This is a genomic window from Hyphomonas atlantica corrig. (assembly GCF_000682715.1).
Taxonomy (GTDB): Bacteria; Pseudomonadota; Alphaproteobacteria; order Caulobacterales; family Hyphomonadaceae; genus Hyphomonas; species Hyphomonas atlantica.
Genome location: NZ_AWFH01000007.1, coordinates 47,248 through 68,687 on the forward strand (window position 1 = coordinate 47,248; position 21,440 = coordinate 68,687).

The 21,440-nt window shown below is 61.7% G+C and carries 27 protein-coding genes; 11 read left to right on the plus strand and 16 right to left on the minus strand.

The window, feature by feature from the left end; genetic code table 11:
* The 11 genes from HY36_RS17705 to HY36_RS06185 all read right to left on the minus strand — a co-directional run bounded on the left by HY36_RS17705 (window position 1) and on the right by HY36_RS06185 (window position 5,939).
* The gene (locus tag HY36_RS17705) at window positions 1–378 is read right to left on the minus strand and encodes a phage tail tape measure C-terminal domain-containing protein (protein WP_051602554.1); all 378 of its coding nucleotides are present in this window, start codon (window positions 376–378) and stop codon (window positions 1–3) included.
* On the minus strand, window positions 365–655 hold the full coding sequence (locus tag HY36_RS06140) for a phage tail assembly chaperone (protein WP_035549925.1): 291 nt from the start codon (window positions 653–655) through the stop codon (window positions 365–367). Before HY36_RS06140 ends, HY36_RS17705 begins: the two co-directional genes overlap by 14 nt.
* Window positions 655–948, minus strand: a complete 294-nt coding sequence (locus tag HY36_RS06145; protein ID WP_035549927.1) for a GTA-gp10 family protein — start codon at window positions 946–948, stop codon at window positions 655–657. The genes HY36_RS06140 and HY36_RS06145 overlap by 1 nt, the downstream gene beginning before the upstream one ends.
* Window positions 945–1,358: a phage major tail protein, TP901-1 family gene (locus HY36_RS06150; RefSeq protein WP_035549935.1), complete on the minus strand. Its 414-nt coding sequence runs from the start codon at window positions 1,356–1,358 to the stop codon at window positions 945–947. Before HY36_RS06150 ends, HY36_RS06145 begins: the two co-directional genes overlap by 4 nt.
* Window positions 1,358–1,768 carry a DUF3168 domain-containing protein gene (locus HY36_RS17710; RefSeq protein ID WP_051602555.1) on the minus strand — a complete coding sequence of 137 codons (411 nt, stop codon included), beginning with the start codon at window positions 1,766–1,768 and terminating at the stop codon, window positions 1,358–1,360. The genes HY36_RS06150 and HY36_RS17710 overlap by 1 nt, the downstream gene beginning before the upstream one ends.
* On the minus strand, window positions 1,765–2,313 hold the full coding sequence (locus HY36_RS06160; RefSeq protein WP_035549937.1) for a head-tail connector protein: 549 nt from the start codon (window positions 2,311–2,313) through the stop codon (window positions 1,765–1,767). The genes HY36_RS17710 and HY36_RS06160 overlap by 4 nt, the downstream gene beginning before the upstream one ends.
* Window positions 2,314–2,449: 136 nt before the next feature.
* Window positions 2,450–2,653 carry a hypothetical protein gene (locus tag HY36_RS06165; protein WP_035549940.1) on the minus strand — a complete coding sequence of 68 codons (204 nt, stop codon included), beginning with the start codon at window positions 2,651–2,653 and terminating at the stop codon, window positions 2,450–2,452.
* Between the two features lie 212 nt (window positions 2,654–2,865).
* Window positions 2,866–4,038 carry a phage major capsid protein gene (locus tag HY36_RS06170; RefSeq protein WP_035549942.1) on the minus strand — a complete coding sequence of 391 codons (1,173 nt, stop codon included), beginning with the start codon at window positions 4,036–4,038 and terminating at the stop codon, window positions 2,866–2,868.
* Window positions 4,039–4,076: 38 nt separating this feature from the next.
* Window positions 4,077–4,592 carry an HK97 family phage prohead protease gene (locus HY36_RS06175; RefSeq protein ID WP_081806058.1) on the minus strand — a complete coding sequence of 172 codons (516 nt, stop codon included), beginning with the start codon at window positions 4,590–4,592 and terminating at the stop codon, window positions 4,077–4,079.
* On the minus strand, window positions 4,585–4,815 hold the full coding sequence (locus tag HY36_RS06180; protein ID WP_035549945.1) for a hypothetical protein: 231 nt from the start codon (window positions 4,813–4,815) through the stop codon (window positions 4,585–4,587). Before HY36_RS06180 ends, HY36_RS06175 begins: the two co-directional genes overlap by 8 nt.
* Window positions 4,812–5,939 carry a phage portal protein gene (locus tag HY36_RS06185; protein ID WP_035549948.1) on the minus strand — a complete coding sequence of 376 codons (1,128 nt, stop codon included), beginning with the start codon at window positions 5,937–5,939 and terminating at the stop codon, window positions 4,812–4,814. Before HY36_RS06185 ends, HY36_RS06180 begins: the two co-directional genes overlap by 4 nt.
* A 218-nt stretch (window positions 5,940–6,157) precedes the next feature.
* Here HY36_RS06185 and HY36_RS06190 point away from each other — a divergent pair, with 218 nt between their 5' ends.
* Genes HY36_RS06190 through HY36_RS06200 form a run of 3 tightly spaced genes read left to right on the plus strand, consistent with a single transcriptional unit; the run spans window position 6,158 to window position 7,908 of the window.
* Window positions 6,158–7,042: a ParA family protein gene (locus HY36_RS06190; protein ID WP_051602556.1), complete on the plus strand. Its 885-nt coding sequence runs from the start codon at window positions 6,158–6,160 to the stop codon at window positions 7,040–7,042.
* Window positions 7,039–7,491 (plus strand): hypothetical protein, encoded by a 453-nt coding sequence (locus tag HY36_RS06195; RefSeq protein WP_035549950.1) that lies wholly within the window; start codon window positions 7,039–7,041, stop codon window positions 7,489–7,491. The genes HY36_RS06190 and HY36_RS06195 overlap by 4 nt, the downstream gene beginning before the upstream one ends.
* Before the next feature lie 54 nt (window positions 7,492–7,545).
* A complete protein-coding gene (locus HY36_RS06200) occupies window positions 7,546–7,908 on the plus strand; it encodes a GIY-YIG nuclease family protein (protein WP_081806059.1) in 363 nt (120 codons plus the stop codon).
* Between the two features lie 74 nt (window positions 7,909–7,982).
* Here HY36_RS06200 and HY36_RS06205 read toward each other — a convergent pair whose 3' ends face one another.
* On the minus strand, window positions 7,983–9,221 hold the full coding sequence (locus HY36_RS06205; RefSeq protein ID WP_051602560.1) for a terminase large subunit domain-containing protein: 1,239 nt from the start codon (window positions 9,219–9,221) through the stop codon (window positions 7,983–7,985).
* Between the two features lie 136 nt (window positions 9,222–9,357).
* Between HY36_RS06205 and HY36_RS18875 the strand changes: the two genes are divergently transcribed.
* The 5 genes from HY36_RS18875 (at window position 9,358) to HY36_RS06235 (ending at window position 14,837) form a co-directional block, all read left to right on the plus strand.
* Window positions 9,358–9,720 (plus strand): hypothetical protein, encoded by a 363-nt coding sequence (locus tag HY36_RS18875; RefSeq protein WP_155841747.1) that lies wholly within the window; start codon window positions 9,358–9,360, stop codon window positions 9,718–9,720.
* Between the two features lie 306 nt (window positions 9,721–10,026).
* A complete protein-coding gene (locus HY36_RS06220; protein ID WP_051602557.1) occupies window positions 10,027–12,813 on the plus strand; it encodes a TonB-dependent receptor in 2,787 nt (928 codons plus the stop codon).
* Window positions 12,814–12,925: 112 nt separating this feature from the next.
* Complete coding sequence (locus tag HY36_RS06225; protein ID WP_035549957.1) at window positions 12,926–13,189, plus strand: hypothetical protein; 264 nt, start codon at window positions 12,926–12,928, stop codon at window positions 13,187–13,189.
* Between the two features lie 182 nt (window positions 13,190–13,371).
* Window positions 13,372–13,632, plus strand: a complete 261-nt coding sequence (locus HY36_RS06230; protein ID WP_035549960.1) for a hypothetical protein — start codon at window positions 13,372–13,374, stop codon at window positions 13,630–13,632.
* 173 nt (window positions 13,633–13,805) lie between these two features.
* Window positions 13,806–14,837, plus strand: coding sequence for a phytase (locus tag HY36_RS06235; RefSeq protein WP_035549963.1), 1,032 nt, complete (start codon window positions 13,806–13,808; stop codon window positions 14,835–14,837).
* Between the two features lie 78 nt (window positions 14,838–14,915).
* Here HY36_RS06235 and HY36_RS06240 read toward each other — a convergent pair whose 3' ends face one another.
* From HY36_RS06240 to HY36_RS06255, 4 genes are all read right to left on the minus strand, one after another.
* Window positions 14,916–15,644, minus strand: coding sequence for an SDR family NAD(P)-dependent oxidoreductase (locus tag HY36_RS06240; protein ID WP_035549966.1), 729 nt, complete (start codon window positions 15,642–15,644; stop codon window positions 14,916–14,918).
* 112 nt (window positions 15,645–15,756) lie between these two features.
* Window positions 15,757–16,218: a DUF1348 family protein gene (locus tag HY36_RS06245; protein WP_035549969.1), complete on the minus strand. Its 462-nt coding sequence runs from the start codon at window positions 16,216–16,218 to the stop codon at window positions 15,757–15,759.
* Window positions 16,219–16,292: 74 nt separating this feature from the next.
* The gene (locus HY36_RS06250; RefSeq protein ID WP_035549972.1) at window positions 16,293–16,778 is read right to left on the minus strand and encodes a YHS domain-containing (seleno)protein; all 486 of its coding nucleotides are present in this window, start codon (window positions 16,776–16,778) and stop codon (window positions 16,293–16,295) included.
* A gap of 227 nt (window positions 16,779–17,005) precedes the next feature.
* Complete coding sequence (locus HY36_RS06255) at window positions 17,006–17,827, minus strand: cysteine hydrolase (RefSeq protein WP_081806060.1); 822 nt, start codon at window positions 17,825–17,827, stop codon at window positions 17,006–17,008.
* Between the two features lie 225 nt (window positions 17,828–18,052).
* Between HY36_RS06255 and HY36_RS06260 the strand changes: the two genes are divergently transcribed.
* From HY36_RS06260 to HY36_RS06275, 3 genes are all read left to right on the plus strand, one after another.
* Complete coding sequence (locus HY36_RS06260; RefSeq protein ID WP_051602558.1) at window positions 18,053–19,063, plus strand: AraC family transcriptional regulator; 1,011 nt, start codon at window positions 18,053–18,055, stop codon at window positions 19,061–19,063.
* 1,015 nt (window positions 19,064–20,078) lie between these two features.
* Window positions 20,079–20,591: a hypothetical protein gene (locus HY36_RS06270; RefSeq protein ID WP_035549975.1), complete on the plus strand. Its 513-nt coding sequence runs from the start codon at window positions 20,079–20,081 to the stop codon at window positions 20,589–20,591.
* An 81-nt stretch (window positions 20,592–20,672) separates the two neighbouring features.
* On the plus strand, window positions 20,673–21,425 hold the full coding sequence (locus tag HY36_RS06275) for a fimbrial biogenesis chaperone (protein WP_035549977.1): 753 nt from the start codon (window positions 20,673–20,675) through the stop codon (window positions 21,423–21,425).
* Window positions 21,426–21,440: the final 15 nt, after the last annotated feature.

Consider the following 21,440-nt stretch of genomic DNA (forward strand, 5'->3'; position numbering starts at 1 on the left):
TCACAGGAACCGCCCCCCGCCTGCCACGATCCGCGCCAGCAATGCGCTGAGGGATGCTTCGCTGCTTTGCCCGGACTGCTCCGCTCCCGGCGCATAGTTCATGTTGAGGGTCACCGCCTGCTGCGCGCCACCGTCCGCGCCTGCCATCGCGACAACACTTTCCGCCGCCACGCGCGCCAAATCTTTCAGGATGCTCTCGGCCATGCGTTCAAAGTCCAGCTCGCCAGACCGTGCCGCTTGCCCCAACGCGGTCTCGATGCTCTGCCCGGCCTTGCCGAACGCCGCCTCCAGCGCTTCAGCCGCCTGCACGCCCGGCCCTTCGGCAAGGCTGCGGAAGGCATCGCCCGCGGCGGTTAGGTCATTCTCAAAATCGTTCATCACTTGCCTTTCTTTCAACCTTGCCGCTCACCCCGGCGCAGGCCGGGGCCCAGCGCGTGACGTCCGCACAGCCTCTATCGGGATCCCGGCCTGCGCCGGGATGAGCGGTTGGGTGAACATCCGGAAACCCCGCCATCAATTCCGTGAGCCGCCCAGCCTTCAGGCCCGCTCCCCGCGCCGCCAGCCATCGCCACTCTTTCAGCGACAATCGCCAGAAATCCGCCGGGCGAATGCCCGCCGCCAGCGCTGACCGCATCATCTCCGACCAGAGCAACATCAGCCCGCCAACCCCAGCCGGAACGCTTCGGCCACAGCCCGCGCCGCAGCGCCCGGCGCCATTTGCTGCGCGCCCAGCTGCCCGGCAGTTTCCGCTTCGCCGCCGCCGCGCAACAGGGCCGCCAGCACAATCATCAGATCTGCCGCCGACAGCGCCCGCATCCGCGCCTCAAGGTCGCTGATCCGTACACATCCGAACGCCGCTTCAATCTCCGCCAACGCGCCCAGCGTCAGGCAAAGCCGCCGCGCCTGCCCACCGATCACCAGCTCTGTCTCGCCCCGCGCCGCATTCATGGCAGCACCTCAAAACCCAGCCGCCCCGCGCTCTCCAGCGTCACGGAGAATTCCGCCTCGCCATCATGCGCGCCGCTCCAGCTCAGCTCGGTGATCTGGAAGGCGCCTTCGAGAATGCCGAAATCCGGCAGGATCAACTGCCAGTCCGGCGCCTCGCCCGCAAAGAACACCGCCCGCATGCGGGCATCGCTGGCCGCATCCTTGAACACGCCCCGCCCGGTCACACGCGCGGTCTTCACGCCCGCACCGTCGATCAGCTCCCGCCACGCCTCTGCGCTGTCGGCGCTGGTGCCGTCCACCATCCCCGCCGACAATTGGATACGGCTTGTCCGCACCCCGGCCAGCGTCGTGAACCCGCCTGCGCCATCTGCAATCTTCAGCAGGATGTCCCTGCCTCTCTGGCCTGCCATCAGCCTGCCTCCTCTGAGATAATCCGAATCCGGATGATGCCGCGAAAGGCGCGCTTGTCGGCGGTGCGCATCACATCGCCATAGACGACATGCGCCAGCACCACATGCACGCCCGGCACGCTCCAGGCCGCGCCCTCAACCGCCGCTCGCAAGGCCGCCACCGCCGCCTTCGCGCCTCTCAGCCCGTCTTCCCGCGTGAACACGGCCAGCGTCAGTCGGTGCTCATGCCCGTCCACCAGCGCCGCCCCGGCGGGTGTCACTTCATGACGCTCCAACTCGGCATAAGGAAAGAGCGGCGCATCGCTTTCGGCGTCGAACACGCGCGCGGGCTGGCCGAACACGGATTGCACGCCCGCATCTGCGCGCAGCAGCTCCATCAGCGCCGCCTCAATCGCTGCCTCGGCACTCATAGTCTCCGCTCCCGCCGCGCCGCCAGGATGGCGGAGACCTCGTCCGGCAGCGCCTCGCCCGCTTCGCGCCGATAGGCCGCCAGCACCAGCCGTTTCAGCGCCTGCACCAGATCCTCCGGCACATCCGCCGCCGCGCCATAGCCGGTCACGAAGGTGACATCCGCATGCCCGCCCGGCGGAATGGGCGGCAGCGCCACAAAGGGCTTCAGCCGCAGCCGCCCGCCACTCAGCGCAAACCGCGCGGTGTAGAGCTGCGCGGCCCCCTCGGCATCCAATGTCTCAACCGAGACCAGCGCCGAAGCCGGCCCCGGCACCAGCCGCATGCCGGTCCGCGTCACGCCCGATGGCCAGCGGTCGAACCGCCGTTTCACCGTGCGCATAACGAGGGCCAACCCCGTCTCCGCCTCCAGCCGCGCCCGCGCCGACGCGATCAGGCCGGTGACGAGATCATCCTCGCCCTCATGACCGATGCGCAGATAGGCCTTTGCCGTATCGAGAGACAAAGCCTCCCCGTCCGGCGGTGAGATCACCGTCAGATTGTTCATTCTTGTTTCCTTATGGTTCTTTCTTCCCCCGCCTGCGGGGGAAGTGGGCCGGGCGCGACGCGTCCGGCTCGAAGGGGGCCTCTTCCCCCTCCGCCCTGCGGGCACCTCCCCCGCAAGCGGGGGAGGATTGATCGGCCTAAACCATCCCCTCCAGCTTCTCGATCAGCGTGCCGCCGATAGGCAAGGCAACGCTGCGGACGAGTTCATTGTCGATCTCGGTCTCGGTGGAATTGATCAGGGTCGAGAGCGCCTCGGCGATCTTGGTCGTGAATTCCTCCTGCTGCGGCTCGGTCAGCAATGCGGCCTGGCGGATGAGGGTGGTGAGAATGGATTCGAACATGTTGGGGTTCCTTTGGTTGGGTTGGATAAAAAAAGGTCCGCTCACCCCGGCGAAGGCCGGGGCCCAGCTAATTCAGACCGGACATGCCGGGCGAGGTCCCGGCCTTCGCCGGGATGAGCGGATGTGGGCCCGAGCGCGACGCGTCCGGCTCGAAGGGGGCCTTCCCCCTCCGCCCTTCGGGCACCTCCCCCGCAAGCGGGGGAGGATAAAAATCAGAACACCATCACTTTCGCGGCGTCGAAATTCTGCACGCCGCCGCCGACGCGCTTGGTGGTGTAGAACAGCACGAACGGCTTGGCCGAGTATGGATCACGCAGAACGCGGGCCCCCTGCCGGTCAGCGATCAGGTAGAAGCGGCGGAAATCCCCGAAGGCGATGGCTGCATTGCCTGTGCCAACGTCGGGCATGTCCTCCACTTCCGTCACAGGATAGCCCATGATGGTCGCCGCCTCGCCGCCATTGCCGGGCTGCCACAGATAGCGCCCGTCGCCATCCTTCAGCTTGCGGACAGCCGCCACGGTGCGCCGGTTCATCACAAAGCGCCCATTCGCGCGGAACTGGGCCTTTGGTGTGTAGATCAGGTCAATGATCTGGTCAGCGGCGTCATCGGCGGTAAAGTCGCCCGCGACAGAGCCGATCTTGCCCCATTCATGGCTCGCCTCGGCGACGATGTCATAGTCCAGAAAGCCCTTCGGCTTGCCGTCGCCATCGCCGCTGACAAAGGCGGCCGATTCCTGCGCCGCAAAGGCGGCCTCCACTTCATCGGCCAGCCAGGCATCGATGTCGGCATAGGAATCTTCCAGCAAGGTCTGCGTCGCCGCCGGCATGGCGTACAGCTCGCCTGCCGGGAATTCCAGCAGGGACAGGCCCGAATGCGTGGTCTGGGTCCGCGTCGCCTGTTCACCCACCCAGCTCGCCGCCGCGCCAAGGCCAACCGGCTTCTTGTAGGTGCCCGCGCTGGTCTGGCGCACGGTCGCAATCTGGCGCATCGGGCTTGCCGCCATCAGGCGCGACTCGATCAGCCGGTCCAGCTCCGGCGGCGCGATATAGCCGCCTTGCTCGTCCGTGCCCGTGTTCAGCGCCTTCACGTCCAGACGCGCCAGCCCGCTTTCATCGCCCGCACGCAGGTATCGCGTCCAGGCTTGATTGCGGGCATCCTCGTCCGCCGTCTTCACCGCGCCGGCTTCGGGCCGCGCCATTTTCAGGCTCAGCGCCTCAAGGCGGCGGTCGATGCGGGCGAGACGCTCATCTGTCAGCGGATCACTGTCGCCCTTGGCTTCGATCTCGGCCAGCCGGGCATCATTCGCCTCCGTATAGGCGGCAAACACCGCCATCAGCTCGGTGGTATCGGCCCCGCCGCCCGCCATCTTGGTTTCCTTGGTCATGCGTTCTCCATTCCTCTCAAATCCATAATCCTTCGGCCTCACGCCGCTTTCCCTTCCGCGCCCAGCAGGGCAAAGCGCGCACGGGCCTGCATCGGGCTGGTCACGAGGGAGACCTCCACAAGGTCCACCTCGACCAGTTCGCGCCCGTCCGGCCGCCGCGCATTCCAGATGCGGGGGCGAAATCCGATGGAGAGTCCGCTCAGCCCCTGCGCCACCAAGGACCGCGCCGCGACGCCCTCCACCAGGCCGCGCACATACAGGCCACGTCCATCCTCGATCATCCGCACCCAGCGCCCGGCAATCGCGCCGGGCCTGTGCTGTAACAGCATGGGCAGGCCCGTCCCGCGCTGCAGGCTGCGGGCAAACGCCCCCGCCCGCACAACATCCCCACTCGCATCCGGAATTCCGAAGAGAGAGGCGTAACCTTCGATGAGGAGGGGCTCACTTTTCCGCTCACCCCGGCGAAGGCCGGGGCCCAGCGCCGCAAGAGACGCAGCACGCCGGTCGGGATCCCGGCCTGCGCCGGGATGAGCGGCGCTGATCAAACTACTCATCCCCGCCCTCCAGTCTCCGCTCAATCCGGTCCAGCTGGCTCTCCATCCGGTCGACGCCCTCTTCGAGGCGGGCGAGGCGCTCCACCACGCTGCGCCGTTCCCGGACGGTATCTTCCAGGGAAGAAATTCGCTCCGCGGCTGCGCCCGCCCAGACCAGCGCGCCGCCGGTTTGCGCCAGCACGGCCGCGATGAAGGCAATAGTCACTTTCCGGTCGATCTTCATGGCTGCAGCCCCGCCAGGCGGCGTTTCTCTTCGCCCGTCGCAAAGCTCGCCCCTTCCAGCCGCGCCCACAGCGCGTCGCGTTCTGCCGACAGGGCGGGCACACGATCGAGGTCTGGCCGCACGGTCACTTCGGTCTGGAACGGGTCGTCCAGCCAGACCGACAGGGACGCCGCCATCTTCTGCACCAGCGGCAGGATGGTCAGCCGCCAGAAGGCGAGATTGGCCTCTTTATAGTTTGAATACGTATTATCCCCCGGAATGCCGAGCAGCATGGGCGGCACACCCAGCGCCAGCGCAATCTCCCGCGCGGCGCTGTGGCGCGCCTCCAGGAAATCCATCTCCGCCGGGGACAGCGACATGGGCCGCCAGTCGAGCCCGCCTTCCAGCAGCAAGGGGCGCCCCGCATTGGCCGCGCCGGAATACATGCCCTCCAGCTCGTCCTTCAGCGCGTCATACTGGTCCGGCGGCATCCGCCCATGCCCGCCATAGACCAGCGCGCCGGACGGTTTTGCGGAGTTGTCAATCAGTGCCTTGGCCCAGTCCGCGCTCGCATTGTGCAGGTCCAGCGCCCGCCGCGCTGCGCCCAGCGGGGCCAGCCCCATCACATCGCTGACCGGATTGAACAGTTTCAGGTGCAGCACCGGGCTCCAGCCAGTCTCGCCATCGCGCCGGATCAGCCGCTCGCCATGACGCTCACGCACGGCCCACGCCTCGACCCAGCCGCGCGCATCGCTGACCGGGCGCATCATGGCCGGGTTCAGCGCGTAGAGCGCAGAGATGCCTGCCTCGCCCGATAGCTGCACCCCCTCCAGGAAGGCGTTGCCGGTCAGCTGCAATTGCGAATAGGCCGCCTCGAACAGATCCGCCGCCACGCCGTCCGGCTGGGGCCTGCGGATCAGGCGGGCTGCGCCCTCATGATCGGTGACCAGCGGCACGGACGCCGCCGCCTCTGCCACCATGCGCACCGCGCGATAGGCGATTGCATTGGCAAGATAGCCATCCCGCGTCAGCGCCGCGCCCTCCCGGCTGCCCCATCGGGCCTCGCCCAGTTGGGACAGCGCCACGAGGGACGGCGCAGATTTCGCCTCGCTTGGGCGACGGGTGAACGGCCAGATTGGGTTCATGTTGGGGCTCGGCTCCGTTTCCTTTGATGAGCAGAAATTAAATGCCGCCGGTCCCCATCGGATTGGGCAAGGAAAAGTGCCGGAAAATCAGCCCGCTAGCGCCGAAAAGCTGAGGGTTAACCGAACACTACACCCCTAATTTCCTGCGGCCGGGCCATAGCCATGCAGGCGCAAATCTGCTTTTTCGCCATTCGGTCAGGGTCAAAGGAGCTTACAGAATGTCGGCACGCGTGATTTCCATCGCCAACTCCAAAGGCGGTGTGGGCAAGACCACAACTTGCGTCAGTCTGGCAGAGGCCTTTGCCGCAAATGGCTTCCGCACGCTGGTGGTCGATCTGGACACGCAGGCCAACGCATCGCTGCTGGTCTTCGGCCATGAAGGCGACGAGCATTTGTTCCAGGCCATCAATGATTACGTCACGATTTCCGACTGGCTGCTGGAGAATTTCTTCGCGGGCGAGCACAAGCGCCTGTCAGACTTCATCGTCACCGACGCCTCTGACGTGACCTATAATGGCAAGCCGCTGGAGCTGGACCTGATCCCGTCCTCACCGCGCCTGCGCAAGACAGAGCGCGAGCTGATCTATGAGCTGACCGCCAAGGGCTATTCGATGGAGGCGTTGCAGGGTCAGGTCGGCCGCCGCATGCGCGATGATTTCGAAAAGCTGAAAGCCGATTATGATGTCATCCTGTGTGACTGCCCGCCCGGCATTTCCGTGATGACCGAAACCGTGCTGGCCGCCAGCCACCTGATCATCGTGCCGACCATTCCGGACTTCATGTCCACGCTGGGCCTCGACCTGTTCACCGGTGACATCATGCGCAACCTGCGCGGCCGCGACATCGAGAATCTGCCCTGCGTGCTGGCCACCCGGTTTGACGGCTCGGCGCACCAGAAGGTCGTGCTGAACGCCATGCGCGATGCGGCGAATGCCAAGGAAACCGAATTCAACATGTTCAACTCGGTGATCCCGATGAAGCCGGGCTTTGCCACCAACCCAATCGAACTTGGCCCAGAGCCAACCCTTCAGGCGAAATGGCCCGGCGATGCCCTCGGCATCATCGAAGGTCTCCTGAAGGAAGTGCGCGAGAAGATTCAATGACCGACACCCCCGCCCCGTCCAGCGCGAAAGCGCTCGAATCCCTGCTGGCCCAGCGCGAGCGCTTTGCGAAGCTCGGCGAGAAGGATTTCGCTGCCGCAACGGCCCTGCTCGTGAAAAAGCTGATGATCTCCGCGGGTCAGACCACGCAAGACATGAAGGATCTGCGCGAGACGGTCGGCGCGGACCTGTTCGAAACAACGCTGAAATCCCTCACCGCCCACCAGGCCCGCCAGTTGGCGCGCCGCATGGACCGCTCTGTCCCCGATCTCGAAGTCTCCACTGCCGGCGCCGCCTGCGCCTGGATCCGTGGCCTGATGAACGGCACGACACCGCCCCCTGCGGAGAAGACCGAGACGGTCGAGCCTGCCACGGAAGACAAGCCGGACGACACACCCCCCGCCCCCAAGAACGCCTACTTCGGACGCAAGGCCTTCCGCACGGGGGGGTAAATCTCCCAGATAACCGGGTGGATTTCGCGCGGTGTTCATGATACGTTCCCGGTCATGGCGTTCTACACCTACATCGTTTGCAACCGCCGGAACGGCACGCTCTACACGGGTCATACGGATGACTTGATGCGGCGGTGCTGGGAACACCAAAACAGGATACGCCCCGGCTTCGCCTCGAAATATCATTGCGCGCGGCTGGTCTGGTTCGAAGAACATGATACTCGCGAATCTGCGTTTACGCGTGAACGCCGGATCAAGGATTGGCGGAGACAGTGGAAACTGAACCTCATTGAAAAGGCCAATCCCGACTGGCGGGATTTGTATCTGGAACTCCTTGACTGGACCCCCACTCCTCCATTTCACAATACCGCTCACCCCGGCGAAGGCCGGGGCCCAGCACCGCACAGACCGGACTGACCCATCTGGATCCCGGCATACGCCGGGATGAGCGGAAGAGAGGAAGGCCACACTCACCCTCCCAGCACCAAAAGTCACAACACCCGCACCCAGGGCCCGGCTCGGTCCAGGAGGAGGGCCCAGATGGCCCAGACGAGGGCGTCGACGCGGTCGGGTGAGCCGCGAAAACCCTCCGCGCCGAAGCGGCACATCTGGTCTTCCAGTTCCGGCAGCAGGCCGACATGCGCCACCCGTCCTTTTTCGTACAATGTCGCCACTGGCGCGGCGCGCGCCCGCTTTCCCAGCCGGGCATGGACCAGCCGCACCGGCACATCCACGCCCGCGCTTTCCAGAACCTGCCGCACCATCTCCCCGCCCTGGTTTGCCTCGGCGATGATCTCCCGCGCGCCCACCTCTCGGCTAATGACAACGGCGCGCCGGGCCCAGTCCAGCGGCTTCAGTCCCGGTGCGGATGCATCGGCCAGCACAAAGGCCGTGCCATCGCGCACCCCCGCCGCAATGATACCGCAGGCATCAGCGCGTGCACCGCTGGTGGCGGGCGGATCGACGGCCACGATCACATCTTCCAGCATCGGCGGCGTCTCGACCCGTGCATCATCAATCTTCCGTCGGCTGAACAGGGCGCCTTCCGGATCCTCCAGCATTTCGCCGTGAATTTCCTGCCGGGCCAGCGCGCTGCCGCCATAGGCCGCCTCCATCGCGGCCACGAAGCCTGCTGAAAGGTTCGCCGCATTCTCTGCCATGCTGGCGCGTCCAATGATCGTGTCCGGCCCGGCCAGCAGCGCCTTGAAAAAGGGCGTCGGCCGGGGCGTGGTTGTCGCCATCACGCGCGGATCAGCGCCCAGCCTCAGCCCCATTTGCAGCGTGTCCCACACCGCCTGCCCGCGCAGCCAGGCCGCGATCTCGTCACACCAGGCCACATCGAATTGCGGCCCGCGCAGGCTGTCCGGGTCTTCGGCGGAAAAGACATGCGCCTCCGCACCATTGTCAAAGCTCAGGATCCGGCGGCTGGGCGAATAGGATGGGCGGCGACACTTCAGCGGCTCGATCCATTTCAGGCCGCTCGGCCCGTCGATCATCACTTCGCGCACATCGTGCAAGGCCGGGCCCACCAGCGCCGCGCGGCCACACCCGCCCTGCAGCATTGACCAGCGCAGCCATTCGGCCCCCGCCCGTGTCTTGCCAGCGCCGCGTCCGCCCATGAAGACGAAACTCCGCCAGCCGTCCGGCGGCGGAACCTGTATATCGCGGGCGCTCAGGATCCAGGGATTCTGGCTGACCAGACGTGTCTCTTCCGCGCTCAACAGGTGCATCTGGCCGGACTTGTTGGCCTGCCTCGCCCTTTGTCTGAAACTCTGCTGCATAGGCTGCCAGCCGGCGCCGCTCAGCGGCAGGGGATAATTCGTCTTCGGCGTCGTCGCTGTCTTCGTCGGTTTCGTCCGTGTCGGAATGACTTTCCTGATTATCACATCCGGCATGCCCGGCATCCTGCTCTCCTCTCCATTTCGCGACCGTCACTTCCAGACGGCGCAATTCCCCGATCAGGCGGGTCAGCACGCCACAATAGGCCCGTTGCGCCTCCCCGGTCTGGCTTGCGGCGAGTTGTTCGGTGATCTCATCAATGGCCTCATGCAGGGCGAGGCGCGGACGCTCCATCCACTCTTCCGGCCCATCAAGGCCGTTGCGCTGGATCAGCTTGTAGACGGTCGCCCGGTGCAGGCCGACGATACCGGCGATCTCGGCGACCGGCTTGCCCAACAGGCGCATCTGGCGAACCTGCCGGATCAGGCGATTGCGATGTGGCGTATCTGACATGGCTTTGGCCTCCTGTTTCCAGAAGGTTGGCACGGCCCCATCCCCGTCGGATTGGAGGTTCCAGAATCATTGATGATTTCGCATGCAACCACTTATGCGACGGGCATCGCGGTTAATTTGTGTTGCAGGAAAAACACGCTGATCTCCCCGTGTCTCCGCGTGTGGCCTTGATTAAAGGGATTTCGGGCGCCGTCATCAAAACATAACATAGCTGTCATCCAGCCGTTACCTTCCTGTGGGACGGGGCCGCAGTTTCGAAGCGTAGACTTCTTCATACGGCTTTCCACAGCAAGGATCATTTTGATGACCAAAACCTCCCGCAAACTCTTTATGCTGGGCGCTGCTACCGCAGTCCTCGCCCAGGCTGCAGGCGCTGACGTCCTGACCGGCACCGTCACGGACGCAACCGGCGAAGCGGGCCTTCAAGGCGCCCTCGTCACGATTGAAGAACTGGGCCGCACCACCTCCGCCGACCGCTTCGGCACCTATCGTTTTGCGAACATTCCGGCCGGCGATTACACGCTGAGCGTCTCTTATGTTGGCGCTGATACGGTCACCGATAGCGTGACGGTTTCTGGCGACACCGATTTCAGCATCCGCCTCGGCGGTGACGTGCGCTATCTCGACAACATCCTCGTGGTCGGCTCCTCCGCTGCGCAGGCTGGCGCCATCAACCAGCAGCGCGCCTCTGACGCCCTGATCAGCGTGATCGACTCCGATGGCCTCGGAAACTTCCCGGACACCACCGTGGCAGACTCCCTTGCCCGTGTGGCCGGTCTCTCCATCGAGAACGACCAGGGCGAAGGCCGCTATGTCTCCATCCGCGGCATCAACACAGACCTGATCTCCGCCACCATCAACGGCGTGCGCACCCCTTCCCCGGAAGACCGCCGCGGCGTTCTGCTGGACGGTGTGCCATCTGACCTTCTGGACGGTATCGAAGTCCAGAAATCCCTGACCCCGGACGTTGACGCCGACACAATCGGCGGTGTCATCAACCTGAAGACCATCTCCGCATTCGACCGCGACGGCCAGTTTGTCCGCGCCAAGGTCGAAGGCTCCTACAACGAGATCGCCGAAGAACTCTCCCCGAAAGCCACGCTGACCTATTCCAACGTGTTTGGTGACAAGCTCGGCATCGCCGCTTCCGTGAACTTCCAGAGCCTCGCCATCGAAGCTCACAACAACGAAGTTGGCGAGTGGGAGTTCGATGACGATCTCGGCGCCTACTATCCGAACGATGATTACGAGATGCGCTGGTATGACCTGACCCGCGAACGCCTCGGCCTCGTCTTCAATGTGGACTATCGCGCCACCGAGAATACCGAACTCTACCTGCGTACCCTGTTCAACCAGTACAAGGATGATGAGGTCCGCAACAAGTTCGAATTCCGCGACCTGGCCGAAGAAGGTGTCAGCGTCGATGGCAACAACTACAATTTCAACTTCGCCGAAGTGGACGCAGAAGTCCGCCAGCGTGAAGAAGAGCGCAAGATCCAGACCTATGCCCTCGGTGGTCAGACCATCGCTGGCGCATGGACCGTGGATTACGAAGTCTCCTACGCCTATGCTGAGGAAGACGATTCCAACAATCACGATGTGGCCTTCCGCTCAGACGACATGGACGGCGATGCGATCATCGTGTGGGACAATTCCACACCTGAGAAACCTCGCCTGACCGGCGCTGGCGTTGATTTCGTCTACGATCCGTCCACCTATGAAATGGATGCGTTCGAGCAGGAATTCACCGTCAACGAAGACACTGAGTGGGCCTACAAGCTCGACCTCGAAAACGAATCCTCCATCGGCAGCACGCCAGTTACCTGGAAGATGGGTGTGAAGGTCCGCGACCGCGAAAAGGTACGTGATCAAAACCTGCTCATCTGGGAACGCGATGATGTCCTGATGTCAGACTACATCACCGACAACAGCCGGATTTCCAACTGGCGCATGAACAACCCGATGTTCCAGTGGCCAAGCGCCGGACTGACCAACGCCCTGCGCGGCACCTTCACGGATGACGAGCTGGACGAAGACGGCACGAACTTCGACAGCCTGTCCGAAGACTACACGATCGAGGAAATGATCCTTGCCGGGTACGGTATGGGTACGTTCCAGTTCGACAATCTGACCGTGGTTGCCGGTGTCCGCGTCGAAGCTACGGATGTGACTGCCACAGGAAACATCTTCTTCGAGGGAGACGATCCGGAGAACGTCGAGATCCGCAAGTACGAGGATGATTACACCCACGTCCTGCCGAGTGTGAACCTGAAGTACAACTTCTCCGAAAACCTCATCGGCCGCGCAGCTTACTATGCCTCCATCGTGCGTCCGGCCTTCGGTGAAATGCGCCCGACCATCGCCCTGAACGATGACCGCGACGAAGCGGAACTCGGCAACCCGGCGCTGGATCCGTATGAAGCGGACAATTTCGATCTCTCGATCGAATACTACCCGACCAAGCTGTCCGTCCTGTCGGCTGGTGTGTTCTACAAGGAAATCTCCAACCCGATCTTCGGCGCAAACTACGACATCGACGATGTTCCGGGGTCGGTTGACCTGTCCCTGCTGCCGGACACGGTTGAAGAAGTCTTCACATATGTGAACGGCGAAAACGCCACCGTGAAAGGTATCGAGCTCAACTATGTCCAGCAGCTCGATTTCATCGGCGACTTCTGGGAAGGCTTCCTGGTCTCCGCAAACGTGACCATCGCCGAATCCGAAGCGTCCGTTCCGGACGAGGAAGATCCGCTGCTGACCCGCGACGTTCCGATGCTGAAGCAGAACGACCTGATCTGGAACGCCTCGATCGGTTACGATCGCGGTCCGTGGGATCTGCGCATCTCGGCCAATTTCCGCGATGATTACCTGGACGAACTGTTTGGTGCCAACATCGACCGGTACACCAGCGATCACCTCAGCGTCGAAGCGTCTGCCAAATATGACGTGAATGACAATCTGCAGGTCTTCGTCGAAGGCAAGAACCTGACCGACGAGCCGGAATACTACTATTTCGGATCCGAAAACCGTCTGTCCCAGTATGATGAGTACGGCGCTCGCTACGTCATCGGTGCTCGCCTGACCTACTAAGGCCAGCGCGCAAACAACGCAAAAACCGGAAGCCGGGCGGATCGCGTTATCCGCCCGGTTTTTCATGCGCGTATAATCAGGCTATACTTTCCCGTCTGGATAGGAGGGACTGATGAAAAGACTGATACCCGCGCTCGCAGCTGCAATCATTCTGTCAGGTTGCGCACTGAAAAAGAAAGAAGGCTTCCAGATTGTGGACCACTCCAACGATCCTGACCTCGTCTGTGAGCGTGTCCCCGTGCCCGGCAAGGTATATCCCGGCAAGATCTGCATGACCGCTGCCCAATGGGAACGGCATAACAGGGCCGGCCAGACTGCCACATCAGATGTTCAACGCGGCGCCCTGCGGACACCTGCTCCCGGCCAGGGCACCTGACAGCCGCCTGCAACCGAGACGGCAAAGGCACCGCCTGCAATCCGTTGCATTTTCGACAGAAGTGCACGATTGCAACAGAATTGTGCGTTTCTGTCGCTTTCGAATGAAAAAACATGCCCGAGGGGGCGACGTTTCCGGATCCCTCTGCTAGAGCTTTTGCAATTCGCGGGAGAAAAAACTTTATGAGAATTGCACTTATCGCCCTCGCATCGGCCCTTGCCGTGTCCGGTTGCGCACTGAAAAAGAAAGAGGGTTATGCTGTTGCAGACGCCTCCAACAACCCGGACCTGATCTGTGAACGTGTGTCCATTCCGGGCAAGATTTACCCCGGCAAGATCTGCATGACCGCTGAACAGTGGGAACGCCACGAGAAAGCTGGCGAGGACGCCACCGGTGATGCACAGCGCCGCGCCCTCAGCACGGGCGACCCCCGCGCCGGCTGATCCTGTTGGCATCAGAACACTTGGAAAAAGCAGGTCTCCGGGCCTGCTTTTTTTGCATCCGCAATGCAATTCGTGGCAGTTATGTGAAAGTTCCATCCGGTGACTTGATCTTCCCGTCCCTGCGCGGAATACCGGCGCGAAACGCTTTTAACCGAGCCCCAGAAGGAGTGTTCATGAAACGCTATCTGCCCCTTGCCGCCCTGCTTGTGTCTGCCTGCGCAACCGAGCCCGCACAGGACCTCTACGCCATCGAGACCGCGCCGATCCCGGCCGCTGTCGAGACTGCCCCAATGGTGGGCAAAGGCGACAAGGCTGATGATCCGGCCGTCTGGGTCAATCTGGCCAATCCTGCTGCCAGCCTCGTCCTCGGCACCAACAAGGACGCAGGTCTCTACGTCTACAACCTGGCCGGCGAGGAGCTTCAGTTCCTGGATGTTGGCCGCGTGAACAATGTGGACCTGCGCGGCGATCTGGCGGTCGCCTCGAATGACGAGACCAATTCGGTCAGCTGGTTCACCATCGATTCGACCACGAATACGGTCAGTCATATCGGGGACACCCCCACCAACAAGGACGAGCCCTATGGCATCTGCGCCGGTCTCGTCGGCAATACATATTACGCCATGCCCACCTACAAGGACGGTGTGGCTCAGGTCTGGGCTGTGGCGACCGATGCGATTAGCGACGGGCCAGAGCTGCTCGCCGAAATCCAGGTTGGCCAGTATGGCCAGCTGCAGCTGGAAGGCTGCGTCTTTGACGAGGCCAATGGTCAGGTCTTTGTCGGCGAGGAAGAACATGGCGTTTGGAAGCTGGACCTGAACGACTGGACGGCTGCGCCGGTCAGCGTGGACACGATTGATGCGCGCAACGGCCTTGTGGCTGATGTGGAAGGCATGGACATCTGGGCAGGTGAGAATGGCGAAGGCTATCTCGTTGTCTCGTCGCAGGCCGCAGACCGGTTCGTTGTGTATGATCTGAAAGCGCCGCATGCGCCGCGCGGCGTGTTCACTGTCGTCGAAAGTCTCGATGGCGCGATTGACGCCGTCACCCATACGGACGGATTGGACGTGAATTCCGCGCCACTGCCCGGCTTCCCGAACGGGATTGTCGTGGTTCAGGATGATGGCAATCCGGAATCCGGCGTGGACCAGAACTTCAAACTGGTTGACTGGACGCTGATCCAGGCCGCGCTCGGCCTCGAATAGTCGCCAGGTGTCGCCAGACAGAAAAGCCCGCTCCTGATACGTCGGGAGCGGGCTTTTTCATACGCGGAAAGACCAAGCCTACCAGGTCTCCCCGTAAGGCCGGATTTCCTTCTCGAACGTCCAGGCCGTTTCCGGCTGACAAAAGAGCTCCCAATAGGCGTCGGCAATCGCTTCGGGTGGTATCAGGCCCTGCGGGTCGTCCGGCCCGCCCCGGTCCTTGATGATCTGGCGCACCCAGGCCGTGTCGACACCGGCATCAATCGTCAGGTGCGCCACATGGATGTGCTGGGGCCAGAGCTCCCGCGCCATCGCCTCGGCCACGGCCTTCAGGCCGAATTTGGCAGAGGCAAACGCCGCATAGCCCTTCCCGCCCCGGCGGCTGGCAGTCGCGCCGGTGAAGAAGATCTTGCCCTTGCCGCGCGCCAGCATCAGCCGCGCAGATTCCCGCCCCGTCACGAAGCCCGCGAAGCAGGCCATTTCCCAGACCTTGCGAAACACCCGGTCGGTTGTCTCCAGAATTGGGAAGTTCACATTGGCCCCGACATTGAACACGGTCAGCGCCAGCGGGGCGAGCGCATCCGCTTCGTTCAGGAAGGCCGTCACGTCATTGGGCTCGCGCGCGTCCTGGGACCGGGCAAAGATCCGCCCGCCCGCGGCCTCGATCTGCTCAACGAGCGGTGTCAGCTTTTCGCCGTTTCGCCGCCCAGCCACAATTGTATAGCCCTCGGCGGCAAACTTCTTCGCGATCTCGGCGCCGATATAGTCGCCCGCCCCGACAATGGCGACGGTCTCGTTCCGGTGTTCCATGCACGCTTCTCCCCGGCTGGATGACAAGCGCACACTATTGAGCGTTCTAAATCAGAACTAAATAGGTGAAACAGGCTTTTCGGGGAGAATCCGGAATGAGGGCCGGTCCGGACTATAGCCCGAAATCACTCAGCCCGGCATGGTCATCCGGGCGGCGGCCGAGTTTCCAGTGAAACTTCCGTTCGGAATTGCCAATCGGCAGATTGTTGATGCTGGCGAAGCGCTGGCTCATCAGGCCGGTGTCATCGAACACCCAGTTCTCGTTGCCATAGGCACGATACCACTGCCCGGTCCGGTCGTGGAATTCATACGCGTAGCGAACGGCAATTCGGTTTTCGGAGAAGGCGAACAACTCCTTGATCAGACGATAGTTCAGTTCCCGCCGCCACTTCGCGGTGAGGAAGCGGACAATCTCTGCCCGTCCAGTGATGAACAGGTCCCGGTTTCGCCAGGCACTGTTCTCCGAATAGGCCAGGGCGACCTTCTCGGGATCACGGCCATTCCAGCCATCTTCGGCAAGACGCACCTTCTGGGTGGCCGTTTCATGGGTAAAGGGAGGCAATGGGGGACGCATACGGGTCTCCAATAGTTGGAAGCAGGGTCAAGAGCGCAACCGGGCCATTCGGCCCGGCTGCATGGGGTGAGCGATTACAGATCGCCCACAGCCTTGTGCTGGATGGTTGGCCAGGTTCTTTCGGCGCGCTTCAGAATGTTTGCCTTGTCTTTCTTGTACTTCGCGAAGACATCCGCATTCACAAAGAGGTAGAGCTTGCCATCAACGATGTCCGCAAACTGAGGATCACCATCAAATTTCTTGCCGACCGCAACGGCATAGGCGCAGAAGCCGCCATATTGTGGAGCGTAGCGTGCCGGGTCTTTCTTGAACATTTTGGCGGAGTCAGCCGACGCGAAATAGTAAGCCACGCCGTCTTCGACGACCGTGTGGGACGCGTCCCCTTCGGCAACTGCATTGTAGGTGGTCAGTGCGACGGGGTCGAATCCGTGCAGGCCAAGTGGCGCACCTGCCGCTGTGATACCTGTCGAGACGTTGTACTCATCTTCAGCAAGAGCGGGCAGAGAGACGGATGTGGCCGCAACGAGAGCAACGGCGGCGAGAGCAAGTTTACGGGACATTTCGGTATTCCTTGATTGGGGCGCCAGGGCACGGCGCGAGGGAGAGCGGCCCAAGGGGGAGAGAGATACACGCCTGCAGGCGCGGATTCCGTCTGGCGGCGGGCCTTGAATCATCCGCCAGCGAAAACAGGGTGGGCGCCCGACTGCGAGGTGTGAGAGGCAGGAAACAGTCGGGCGCCATAGGGCCATCCGGGGGTGGGAATGGGCGGGTGCGGATGGCCCAATACTTATTTCTTGTAGGCGGTGCGGATCGCCTTCACCGTGTTTTCCGTATTGTCGACCTTGCTGGCGATCATCCGGAAATTGGTGAGGGAAGCGTCGTAGCCATTATAGTGCTCGGTGATGGCCCCGGCCGTCGCATCGGTGACAACCATGACCTCAAATCCGGCTTCAATCAGGCTGCGCATATGGGATTCCGTGCACAGATTGGATGACATGCCAGCAAGGATCACCTTGTCGATACCGGCCTTGCGCAACTGGAGCACGAGGTCGTTGCTGTCAGGCCCATAGACCTTGTGCGGACTGGTCACGACGGTCTTGCCGTTCTCGATATAGGGCTTGTATTCTTCCAGCCAGTCAGCGCCCGAGCCTTCGAACCCTTCGAGATCGAGCGCGGAGGGGCGATCAAACATGCCAATGGCGTGCATCAGGGTTTCGAGCGTGCCTTCGAACTGCCATTTGTGGTCATGCTCGAAATAGTAGTGCGGCGAGATGAAGACCGGCATGCCGGTTTCTTCGGCCACCTCAAACAGGTCACCAATGTTCTCGACTGTGCGGTTCTCCGTAATGCTCTGGCCGACAACGCCCCAGGTGACGCCTTCGGGAGACAGAAAGTCATTCTGCGGATCAGTCACGACGATGGCAGTGCCTTCGGTGGTCACCACGAAGCCCGGCATGGGCAGGCCGTCATTGATGGGCGGCAACTTCGCACTGGCAGCGCGGGAGTTCGGCGCATCCGCCTCGGCCGGGATGCCGACGCAGGCAAAGATCGCGGTGGCGGTCACGATGAGTTTCAGGAAGGATTTTGGCGGATAAGGGGAATTCAACATGGCGGATTTCCTCAGAGCGGGTTGAGCGAATAGTGGCGGCGTCAACCCTGTCCGGAGCGTTGCGCCCCCTCCTGAGCTGATCTGTACTCACCCTATGAGGCGGGGCCGGAACGGTATTGACCGGTCGCGACATCCTGTTGACTGGACGCGTCAATCCATCGGGGGCAATATCGGAAAGCTTGGTGCGTCGGGGGACGAGCCAGTCAGTTGGGGAGTGCGACGGGCATGGCTTCGGTCTCAACAATATTCGTTTCGAGGATCATTGACCGGGTCAGCGACAGGCTGGACCGGGGCACGCTGTGCCGCGTGGCCGGCATTGATGCGGATTCCCCCGCCCCCTCCCCGGCCATGATCAGCGCGGAGAATTACTACAGCCTTCTGGAAATGATCGCCGAGACGGAAAAGCCGGACATCCGCTTCCTGCTGGGGATCAGCATGTCGGCCACCTGTTCCGATTTCGGCGCGGTGGGCCTGGCCTGGAAATCGGCACCGACGCTGCGCCATTCCTTCCTGCGGATGGATCGGCACGCGCGCGCCTATAATACAGCGTCGACTTTCAAGCTGCACGACAAGGGCGATACATTCTGGTGGACGCATGAGCGCCCGAACATGTCCCGGTTGGGGCTGGACCTTTCCAGCGAAGGGGCGCTGGCCACCTATGTGACGCTGTGCCGGGAGGCGACGGGGCCAAACTCGCGCCCCGGCGCTGTGCAGTTCCGCCATAAGGCGCCTGCCGGGTCTCTGGAGGTGCTGGAGGCGCATTTCCGCTGTCCGATCACATTTGGCGCAGACATCGACGCGCTGATCATTCCGGCCGAGCGCCTCGACAAGCCCAACCTGGTCGGGGATGAGAGCATCTGGCGGTTCCTCAGCTCGCAGGCAGAGGGGATGATACCGGCAGAGTCCGCCGACCGGTCGCTGGACCGGCAAGTCGTGCTTCAGATCGCGGATGTGCTGACCGATGGCATTCCGTCACTTGGGCAGGTGGCGTCTGATCTCGGCATGAGCGCGCGGACGCTGCAAAGACGGTTATCGGATCAGGGGCTCACCTTCCAGGCGCTGGTCGATCAGGCCCGGCGCGAAAGTGCGGAACGCTTCCTGGCCGCAACCGACTATTCGATCGCGGAAGTCGCCTTCCTGACCGGCTTCTCCGAACAGAGCGCCTTCACCCGGGCGTTCAAACGCTGGGCGGGGCAGACCCCCGGCTCGTACCGGGCGATGACCGCAAGCGCGTGATTTCAGCCAATCGGAGCGAGCGTCAGATCGCATTCGCAAAAGTAGAACCGAGCGATTCGCCTGTCAGGGCGGAGGCGGAACCTGATCGATTCGCATTCCCGATTCGGGCGAACAGGGCACGGAGTGATTCGGCCCGCCCGAAACAATCGTTTGGATTGATAAAGTATTGGCGCTTTGTTTGAGAGATCGCGATCAGAAAATCTGGTCCGCGCGGCTGCGAATACTATTTTGGGTCTGGTTAATGCATTTTTTACACTTTTTTTTGGTGTGCGTCGCAAAAGCTTTACCCTCCCCCAGCGCGCGATTCTTAAGCATAGACTCCCTCCGATACACTCGGCGATCTGGGAGGCTTTTCTCCTGGTCGCTCAGGTTTTGAGCATGAGCTGCCCAATCCCCCGCCACCCCTTGAGTTGCACTGTCACTACTACAGGATGCAAGCAAGAATCCGAAATTCGCGAGGGACAAAAGCAACCAATTTCATTCAAACTTTCGGTTAAGTTTATGGTTCGTCCACGGCGCTTTTCATGTGTTAACCCTCCCACCGAACTCGCCTGAGAGGCGTTATTTTGAACACGCAGCGATTCGCAAAATCAAAATTGGGTCTTGAGCCATCCCCAAAATGGGGGTTAAATCGGGTTAACCTTTGATAGTAGGTAGCTGTCGAAGGGACGTTCGGGGACACGCTTTTCTGCCCGGCTTCACGGGCTGGAGAAATGAGCGGACGGATTGACATAGAACATGCCAAGTCATTGGGAGACGTAGATTAGGGGACATCAGAGCAGCAAAGAATATTGCGAGCACGATTAGTTCGTTACCATCACAAGATTCGAGATCACTTCCGAATTCACACTCAAAATTCGGAGTGTGGTCACGGGACACGTATGCCCCGTGACCTGAGCCGGCGATCACTCGCCAATTCCGCCCACGAAAGTGGGAACCTGCCTTGCCAATAGTGGCTCGGCAGAACGCCTCGGTCATGGCTTGCACCCATGCCGAGAATCAAGAGGGTACCACAATGAAGCGTACACTTACAGCTATTGCAGCAGTCGCCATGTTCGCTGGCTCTGCCGCAGCCTTGGATTCCGAAGAACTGACCATCAACCTCAGCGGCGAAGTCGATAGCGTCTGCGAACTCGTGCCAGAAGGCACAGCAAGCTATAACGTCGACATGCTGGACACCGGCAATCAGGGCTCCCTGACCATCCTGTACTCCTGCAACTCGCCATACACCGTGTCTCTCGAGTCACTGAATGGTGGCATGCTGCACGCTGAAAGCGGCGGCTCAGTCAACATCGACTATGATATTGAAGCAGCAGGGTTCTTTGGCTTTGGCGCAACGTCAACGAACTCGGCAGCCATGAACGGCACGCCGGTTGTCATCGTCACGAACAGCGACTGGCAGAACATTCTGCTGAATGGTGGTCTGCGCACAGGCAACCTCGACCTGTCCTTTGACTCCCTCTCCGAGTACGCCGTTGCCGGTACGTACTCTGACGAGCTGACCATCACACTGACGGCGACCAACTAGTTCGCCTCACCTTTTGACCAGGCGACTCTTCGAGGTGTCGCCTGGTCTTTTCCTTTCTGAAGAAAGCCCCGGGAATAATTCATGCTGAAACGTCTCATCCCCGCCCTTTTTGGCTGCCTGCTGGCGCTGTCCTCCCTTCCTGCCGCCGCCTATGAGTTTGCGCCGATTGTCGCTCAGTTCACACCAAATGGCTCTGGCGCCGCTCGGACATTCGTTGTTCGGAACACGCATGAAGAACCTGTCGCCCTGCAAATCGAGATGTTTCAACGGTCCGCTGACGAAACAGGCAAGGAACTTCGGCAACCGGAATATGATGATTTCATTATTACGCCGCCACAACTCGTGCTGGCTCCAGGTCAGAGCCAATCAATTCGCGTACAATGGGTGGGCGACTCAGACCCGGACATGGAATTGTCGTACCGAATGATCGTGGAGCAACTTCCGATCCCCTATGCCAAGGAGGATGCGGGAAGCAATCGCGTGACGGATATCAGTCTAGGCATCCGCTATGAGGCGGCGCTATACGTTGTACCACGCGAAGGCGACCCAGCAGCTGAGATCACCCACGCCGACCCCATTGAGACCGAGACCGGAGAAAAGATGCTCCGGCTCACCATCAAGAATACCGGTCAGCGCCGCGCCATCCTTCAGGACCCGTCCGTAACGGTCACAACTAACGGTCAAAGCACAACCCTATCCGGTGACAGTATTCCTGTACTCAGCAACTACAACATTATCGCCGGCACCCAAGCCGTATTCGATATTCCGTGGCCGGAATCCCTTCCCTTTGGTCCAGTCAGCGCATCACTTTCAACCGATTACTACAAGAATTAGAGACTGTTGTGGCAG